At 44.6% G+C, this 7,738-nt stretch carries 7 protein-coding genes; 4 read left to right on the top strand and 3 right to left on the bottom strand.

Annotation, left to right across the window (positions count from 1 at the left end):
• Both OGM63_RS09670 and purF read left to right on the top strand, forming a co-directional pair.
• On the top strand, positions 1-1,052 hold a 1,052-nt coding region (locus OGM63_RS09670; RefSeq protein ID WP_263745302.1), incomplete at its 5' end, for an AIR synthase related protein.
• 260 nt (positions 1,053-1,312) lie between these two features.
• The gene (gene purF, locus OGM63_RS09675) at positions 1,313-2,785 is read left to right on the top strand and encodes an amidophosphoribosyltransferase (protein ID WP_263745303.1); all 1,473 of its coding nucleotides are present in this window, start codon (positions 1,313-1,315) and stop codon (positions 2,783-2,785) included.
• Between the two features lie 134 nt (positions 2,786-2,919).
• Here purF and OGM63_RS09680 read toward each other — a convergent pair whose 3' ends face one another.
• The 3 genes from OGM63_RS09680 to OGM63_RS09690 all read right to left on the bottom strand — a co-directional run bounded on the left by OGM63_RS09680 (position 2,920) and on the right by OGM63_RS09690 (position 5,127).
• On the bottom strand, positions 2,920-3,201 hold the full coding sequence (locus OGM63_RS09680) for a hypothetical protein (RefSeq protein ID WP_263745304.1): 282 nt from the start codon (positions 3,199-3,201) through the stop codon (positions 2,920-2,922).
• A 266-nt stretch (positions 3,202-3,467) separates the two neighbouring features.
• On the bottom strand, positions 3,468-4,514 hold the full coding sequence (locus OGM63_RS09685; RefSeq protein ID WP_263745305.1) for an ABC transporter permease: 1,047 nt from the start codon (positions 4,512-4,514) through the stop codon (positions 3,468-3,470).
• A gap of 94 nt (positions 4,515-4,608) precedes the next feature.
• The gene (locus OGM63_RS09690; protein ID WP_263745306.1) at positions 4,609-5,127 is read right to left on the bottom strand and encodes an adenine phosphoribosyltransferase; all 519 of its coding nucleotides are present in this window, start codon (positions 5,125-5,127) and stop codon (positions 4,609-4,611) included.
• Positions 5,128-5,599: 472 nt separating this feature from the next.
• On the opposite strand from OGM63_RS09690, the gene OGM63_RS09695 reads away from it, so the two are divergent.
• Positions 5,600-6,229, top strand: coding sequence for a DUF3038 domain-containing protein (locus OGM63_RS09695; protein WP_263745307.1), 630 nt, complete (start codon positions 5,600-5,602; stop codon positions 6,227-6,229).
• The gene (locus OGM63_RS09700) at positions 6,226-7,680 is read left to right on the top strand and encodes a DUF4335 domain-containing protein (protein WP_263745308.1); all 1,455 of its coding nucleotides are present in this window, start codon (positions 6,226-6,228) and stop codon (positions 7,678-7,680) included. Before OGM63_RS09695 ends, OGM63_RS09700 begins: the two co-directional genes overlap by 4 nt.
• The last annotated feature ends 58 nt before the right edge of the window (positions 7,681-7,738 follow it).

A 7,738-nucleotide genomic window follows, 5' to 3' on the forward strand; every position in this document is an offset into this window, starting at 1 on the left:
GGGGGGGGGGGGGGGGGGGGGAAAAGGAGAAAGGGGACAAAGGGGGACAAGGGGGACAAGGTGGTATTTCTTCCCCCACTCCCCCACACCACGCTTCCCCCACCCCCCAAAGTGCCGTTGCTGCCACAGTTGATTGCAATCCTCGTTACGTCTATCTTGACCCTTACGAGGGTGCTAAGGCAGTTGTGGCTGAAGCTGCACGCAATCTCAGCTGTGTGGGTGCTGAACCTATAGCGGTGACAGATAACTTAAATTTCGGCAGTCCGGAAAAACCGATTGGTTATTGGCAATTATCAGAAGCTTGTCGGGGTTTGGCTGAAGGTTGCCGGGAATTAGGAACGCCGGTTACTGGCGGTAATGTCTCACTTTACAATGAAACTCTCGACTCAGAAGGCAACCCGCAAGCAATTTATCCTACCCCGGTTGTGGGTATGGTTGGGTTGATTCCTGATTTGGACAAAATTTGCGGTCAAGCATGGCAATCCGAGGGTGATATTATTTATCTTTTAGGATTGCCTTTGAAATCCAAAACTGAATTGGGGGCATCCGAATATTTAGCCACTATCCATAATACTGTAGCAGGACGCCCTCCACGGGTAGATTTTGAATTGGAAAGGTGTGTACAACAAATTTGCCGTGAAGGAATTCGCTCTTGTTGGATTCGTTCAGCTCATGATTGTGCTGAAGGTGGTTTAGCTGTTGCTTTGGCAGAATGTTGCATTGCTGGTAAACTTGGTGCCCAAATTAATTTAGGATTAGCATCAAGCAATTCACAACTTCGATGGGATGAGGTGCTGTTTGGTGAAGGTGGAGCGCGAATTATCGTTTCTGTAGCGTTAGAACAGCAAGAAATTTGGGAATCTTTATTAAATGAACAATTGGCTAATTATTGGCAGAAACTTGGCAAGGTTAGTAATTCCAACACTGATTTGGGGGTGCTAACCTGTGATAACCAAAGTTTAATCAACGTTAGGATCGAAGATATGAGCGATCGCTATTCTCATGCGATCGAAAGACGTTTAAAAGGTGCGGAGTTAAAAGTTATAAGTTAAGAATTATGAGTGAGGAGTTGTAGAGACGCAAAATTTCGCGTCTCTACAGGAGGAGCGGAATTAGGAGTTATGACTTTTACTTCTGACTTTCAACTCCTGAATATTCACCACGAATGTTTGCTATCCCCAAGCATGATTAAGGTACTGTTATATGTATATGGATTGTTAACGATTTATTAAGGTCAGTTAATATTTCTGAAAACATTCACTTATATATTCATCCCACTGACTCAAAATTTCATCTGGAGCAAAGCTGTAGCATGATTCCTAACCATTCCGTCTCCTTGGATGACCACGCAATTGAAGCCCGTGCTGACAAGCCAGAAGAAGCTTGCGGCGTTTTTGGCATCTACGCACCTGGGGAAGACGTTGCCAAACTGACCTACTTTGGACTTTATGCCCTGCAACACCGAGGTCAAGAGTCAGCGGGAATTGCCACATTTGCAGGGGAACAAGTACACCTGCACAAAGACATGGGTTTGGTATCCCATGTGTTTAACGAATCCATTTTGAGTCAGCTACCGGGTAACTTAGCCGTTGGTCACACTCGTTACTCAACTACAGGTTCCAGCCGGAAAGTTAACGCCCAGCCTGCTGTTGTCGAAACTCGCTTGGGTTCAATAGCTTTAGCACATAATGGGAACTTAGTCAATACCGCACACTTGCGAGAAGAGTTGCTAAAGAGCAAATGCAACTTAGTGACGACAACCGATTCAGAAATGATTGCTTTTGCGATCGCCGAAGAAATCAATGCTGGTGCAGACTGGTTAGAAGGCTGCATTCGCGCATTTAACCGCTGCAATGGTGCTTTTAGTTTAGTAATAGGCACTCCAACTGGCATTATGGGTGTTCGCGATCCTAATGGCATTCGTCCCTTAGTAATTGGCACCTTGGGTGAAAATCCAGTTCGCTACGTACTCGCATCAGAAACCTGTGGATTAGATATCATTAATGCCGATTATCTGCGTGACGTGGAACCGGGGGAATTAGTTTGGATTACCGAAGATGGTTTAGCTTCCTTCCCGTGGACTCAACAACCCCAAAAGAAGCTGTGTATCTTTGAGATGATATACTTCGCCCGCCCTGATAGCATGATGCACAATGAAACATTGTACAGCTACCGACTGCGCTTAGGGCAGCGACTAGCTGAAGAATCTCCTGTAGAAGCAGATATTGTTTTTGGTGTTCCTGATTCTGGTATACCCGCTGCCATCGGCTTTTCTCAAACTTCTGGTATTCGATATGCCGAAGGATTGATTAAGAATCGTTATGTTGGACGCACCTTCATTCAGCCAACACAAATGATGCGCGAGTCGGGAATAAAAATGAAACTCAATCCCCTCAAAGATGTCCTATACGGCAAAAGAGTGGTGATTGTGGATGATTCTATCGTCCGGGGTACAACCAGCCGAAAACTCGTCAAAACCTTGCGGGATGCCGGTGTTGTGGAAGTGCATATGCGAATTTCCTCACCCCCAGTAACTCACCCTTGTTTCTACGGTATCGATACCGACACCCAGGATCAGCTAATTGCTGCCACCAAATCAGTAGAAGAAATTGCTAAACAACTAGAAGTAGATAGCCTAGCCTATCTCAGTTGGGACGGAATGCTAAAAGCAACGCAAGAAGACACCAATAGTTTTTGTTCTGCTTGCTTTACCGGCGATTACCCCACCTCAATTCCAGAAGCACTGAAGGGTTCTAAGTTGATATTAGAAAAAGCAGCAGTCTAGGGAATGGGGAATTGGGAATTGGGCATCGGGTCATAGGGTCAAGATTTGGCTTTATTTCCAATTCCCAATTCTTAATTTTCAATGCCCATTGCCCATTAAACAATTGCCCATTGCCCAATTCCCAATTCCCCAATTCAGGTTTGCTGCAAAAATTCTACATTGGGTAACAACGGATCTGTAACAATGCCCACACCGCTGAAACTCCAGCGTTTCAGTAAACTTTTTACCTGCGTCCCTGGAACAGATTCTACAGAAAAGCGGCTTGCCAGTTCAGCTGCGTGGGTGTTGAGGTAGCTCAGAGCATCAAAGTTTTCGCGAAATAGCAACAAATAGCCCGTTCCTTGAGAGTTAGGACGGGCAGTAAGATAACTACCATCAGATTTTGAGCGTATTAGATAATAAACTTCGGACAGCATGGAGGGGAGGGGGATGGGGGGATGGGGAGAGGGGGGGATGGGGAGGGAGCATCCCAATGCGTGCAAAAAGCCCGCAGGCTATAAGCCTGGGGCTACACGGACAAAGCCCACCGACCTGGGCTATAAGAGTTCTTAGCCCAGGTCGGTGGGCTTCGTTTGTATAGCTGCACCCTTCTAGGGTGTCGGGTAAAATATTTGTTCAAAATTGGGATGCTCCCGATGGAGAGGACAGGGGGGACAATCAACCACTAACAACTAACAACTAACTAATTTAAATTTTCTAACCGAATGCGGGGATCGGCAGCTTTGAGCATTAAGTCCGCGACTAAATTGCCGAGTATTAGGAGTACTGCACCCATTACCAAGCTTGCCATTGCTAGAGGCACATCTAGATTCAATAAAGCTTGTAAAGTCAACTTTCCCAAACCGGGCCAGTTAAAAAACTGCTCAGTAATGAAAGCACCGCTTAATAAACCAGCCAATTCAAAGCCTAATAAGGTAATTAAGGGGTTAACGGCGTTACGAAGGGCATGAACGTAAATAACGCGGTTTTCGGGTAGCCCTTTAGCGCGAGCGGTTTGGATGTAATCTTGACGCAGTACATCTAACATTTCGCCGCGAGTGATTCGCTGTAAACCAGCAAAGCTAGTGATGCTTAAAGCGATGGTGGGTAAAATTAAGTGCCAGCCTATATCTATAATTTTCCCAATAGGGGAGAGGTCGGTGTAATAAATGCTGGTCATACCACCTACGGGAAACAGGGGGGTGGTGATTTGGGCAAAGAACAGTAAAAACAAAGCGGCAATGAAACTGGGAAATCCTTGTCCGAGGTAGCTTAAGACTTGCAAAATTCGGTCGTAAGCGCGATTTTGCTTGACGGCGGCGGTAATGCCTAAGGGGATAGCGATCGCCCAAGTTACAATTAAAGAAGCGATCGCCATCAGCAATGTTGCTGGTACGCGTTCCCACAACAAAGATGCCACAGAACGATTATAAGAAAAACTCGTCCCAAAATCGCCCCGTGTCAAAATATTCCACAACCAAAGTCCAAATTGTTCCAGCCAAGACTTATCCAAACCAAACTGTCGTCGCAGTTCATCAATTCGTTCTTTAGAGATTTTCGGATTTGCCTCCAAGGAACTGACATAATCCCCTGGTGCGAGCTGCATAATAAAAAATGACAATGCTGATGCTAAAAACAATGTCAAAAGCGCCTGTAATAGCCGCTTGATGACATAAATAAAGGTTTCGCTAGTGACCAGCCTATACAGCCAATCTCGACCCGCTTCTAAGGAAATTCTGGTAGAAGTCATAGTAGTTTGTCAAAGGTCAACAGTCAACAGTCTTGGGTCAAGAGTCAAAAGTCAAAAACCTTTGGACTGTAGACTTTGGACTTTGGACTCTTCACTAATATTCCACAAGGCTAATAATCGGCACATCCGGCAGATTTTTTCGTCCTTGCAAATCCCGTAGCTCGATGATAAACCCAAATCCCACAAGTTCGCAGCCAATTTTCTGTACTAACTTTGCCGTCGCACTCGCAGTTCCACCTGTGGCAATTAAATCATCTACAATCAAAACCCGGCTATTGGGATGCAAAGCGTCCTGATGCATTTCCAAACAGTCCGTACCATACTCTAGTTCATATTCAACCGAATAAACTGCTGCTGGTAACTTACCTGGTTTGCGAACTGGAATAAAACCAACTCCTAATTTATAAGCTAGAGGTGTACCAAAAATGAAGCCCCGTGACTCCATCCCCACAATATAATCAGCTTTTAGTCCGGCATCAATGCATTTTTCGGCAAGAAAGTCAATAGTGTAACGCAGTCCTTGAGGATCGCGCAGGAGGGTGGTGATATCCCGAAAGACAATTCCGGGTTTAGGAAAATCTGGGATGTCGCGAATCAGAGACTTTAAATCCATAAGAATGGGGAACTGTAGAGGGGGAATGGGGAGGAGCGGAGTTTGGAGGAGCGGAGTTAGGAGGAGCGGAGTTTGGAGGAGCGGAGTTTGGAGTTAGAAAGATTCTCTTTATTGTTTCTTCCCAGTCCCCAATGCCCCGTGCCCGATGCCCGATGCCTAATCCTAGATACCTGAAAAATCGTACACTATAATGTCATACGCTTGGGATCATTGCTTCATCACGCACAATCCATTGACGATTATCAGAATCTACACCAAGCTAAAGATGGAATTATACTACCTATTGTTGCTATTAAACTTATGTTTGAAAAACTTCCGATTTCAATATACGGAAACCTTTGAGTAAAACGAGTAAGTAATCTATATATCAGGCAGTCCTACTACTGCCTTTATCGTGAGAGTGTTCTTTTTTTAGACTAGCTATCTTAAATTAGTTTTACCTAGTCTGTTGCGATCGCACAAGGTATTTATAATGAATGTTTCCGCTTCTTTAACGCCGTTCAACAGTAGTCCCACGCAAAAATCAGCGCCGATGATTCTGGACACTCTCCCCGATCCTGCAATTGAGGGACAAGGATGTCCCCGTACAACCCGCGTGCAAATTGACCTTATTTTACTAGCAATTGAAGCTTTAGAACTGGGTGGCTCTGAAGCAATTTTGGGATTTGCTGAAGAATTGGAGCTCAAAGGTATTATTAAAGACCGGGTGAATTTATGGCGAATGCGTAGCACTAACCCATTACGTAGAGCAAATATTCGCCGTCCTTTGACAATTATCGAGGCAAAAGCTTTGGTAGTAATCGCTTGCTATTTGGCACGACGGTTAACAGTTGTCATCCGCCAAATGCTAATGATTTATCAACAAATGAATGACAAACAGATTCCCTTAGAACAAAATTTGCGGCTTTCTAATTATCTAGAGCGATTTAGAACGCATTTTAAAAGCCGCATGAATCCCCGCCGTTCTGGTTTTTTGGCATTAACTTCTGATGAAAAAATAGATGAACTGGCGATGAATTTGTTAGGTAAATTATTATTTTGTACAGGTACAGCGGGAATGCAACGCTTCTGGATTAGTCTTTTTGACGGGGAAGTAGAATGAATATTCAACGTAAGTATAGTTTACCTAATTGCACACTGCTTTTAGAAGGTTTAAGTGATGCCACAAGAGCCGTACACTTCCAAGAAATGCGCCCAGAACTGTCAATTCTGGTAAATGCAGAATGCTATATATCTGGCTCAAATCAGCCATTAGTGGGAGGACGGGAATTTTTTGAAAGTTTGGTGAGAGCCGTTAGTGGTTATGCTCAAGAATTTTTGAGCAGTGTGCCAAACCCACTCGCACACAACACAGAATCGGAATTAGTGCAATTTGAGAAAATTCACAGCAATCGACATAGATTGATTGTGCATTCAGATGTGCAAAAAAATGCAGAAGCTAAATCTAATAATGGTAAAGCACCAATTCAAATCGATTTGAATAGTGTGCAGTTGTTTGATTTAGTCGAAGCGGTGGATCAGTTTTTTGCTGATAGCCAAACTTTACCAGAGTTGTCACTCGAATTACAACCTGTTGGCAAAGGTTCTGGTCTTGCAAGTCAAGCCTTTATCAAGCAAGCATTACCAGCGGGTGTGGGTGTATCGAGTTTGGCTGTATGCGCTCTAGCCTTCGGCTTGATTCCAGCTCCACAACTGCGTCAACCACAACAGCAGACTAACTCTACAACACCCACCACCACACAAAAAGCAGCAGATGCTACAAATCGCACAGCATCTGGCATCCCCACAGCGAGTGCATCTCCCATAGCAAGTGGTATTCCCACACCAACTACCACCCCGACTGCAACAAGCGCAGTTACAACAGATTTAGAAGCTCTTTTAAAAACAGTTCCGGAAATTACTGATGCCTCTCAACTGCGGGCATTAAATCGCCAAATTTATAATCAAATTAATCCTGATTGGGCTAATCGCTCAGGATTAAATGAGGATTTAGTCTATCGTCTCGGTGTAGCAGCAGATGGTGCCATCGTCGGTTATAAAGCCACGAATAAAGAAGCAAATCAGGCAATACAAAAAACTCCCCTGCCAAAACTACTTTATAATCCTGCCAAACGTGGTGGTATTAATAATGAACCGATCGCTCAATTTCGAGTAGTATTTACACAGCAAGGTGTGCTGCAAGTTAGCCCTTGGCGTGGATACGCTAACACACCAGAAGTTATCGGCTCAAAAATCACAGATGCCAACGCTGTCAAAGATTTAAATAAGAAGCTTTATGATAACATTCGCCAAAATTGGGGCGGAACTCCCAGTTTTTCCCAAAATTTGAAGTATCGAGTTGCCGTCAACAAAGATGGAACGATCGCCGATTATGAACCACTTAACCAAGTAGCCTTTGATTATTTCCGGGAAACACCCCTTCCCAAGATATTCAACGCACTTTACGGTTCAAATGTAGCCCCTCCCAACACCAAAGAACCCCTCGCTCACTACCAAGTAGTATTTCAGCCCAACGGCAATCTCGAAGTCACACCTTGGCAGGGATATCGGTAATTGGGGAGTGGGGGACAAGGGGGACAAGGGGGACAAGGGGGATAAGGGGGAATTTCTT

Origin of the sequence: Plectonema radiosum NIES-515 (assembly GCF_025753815.1) — a bacterium.
Classification (GTDB): Bacteria; Cyanobacteriota; Cyanobacteriia; order Cyanobacteriales; family Nostocaceae; genus Hassallia; species Hassallia radiosum_A.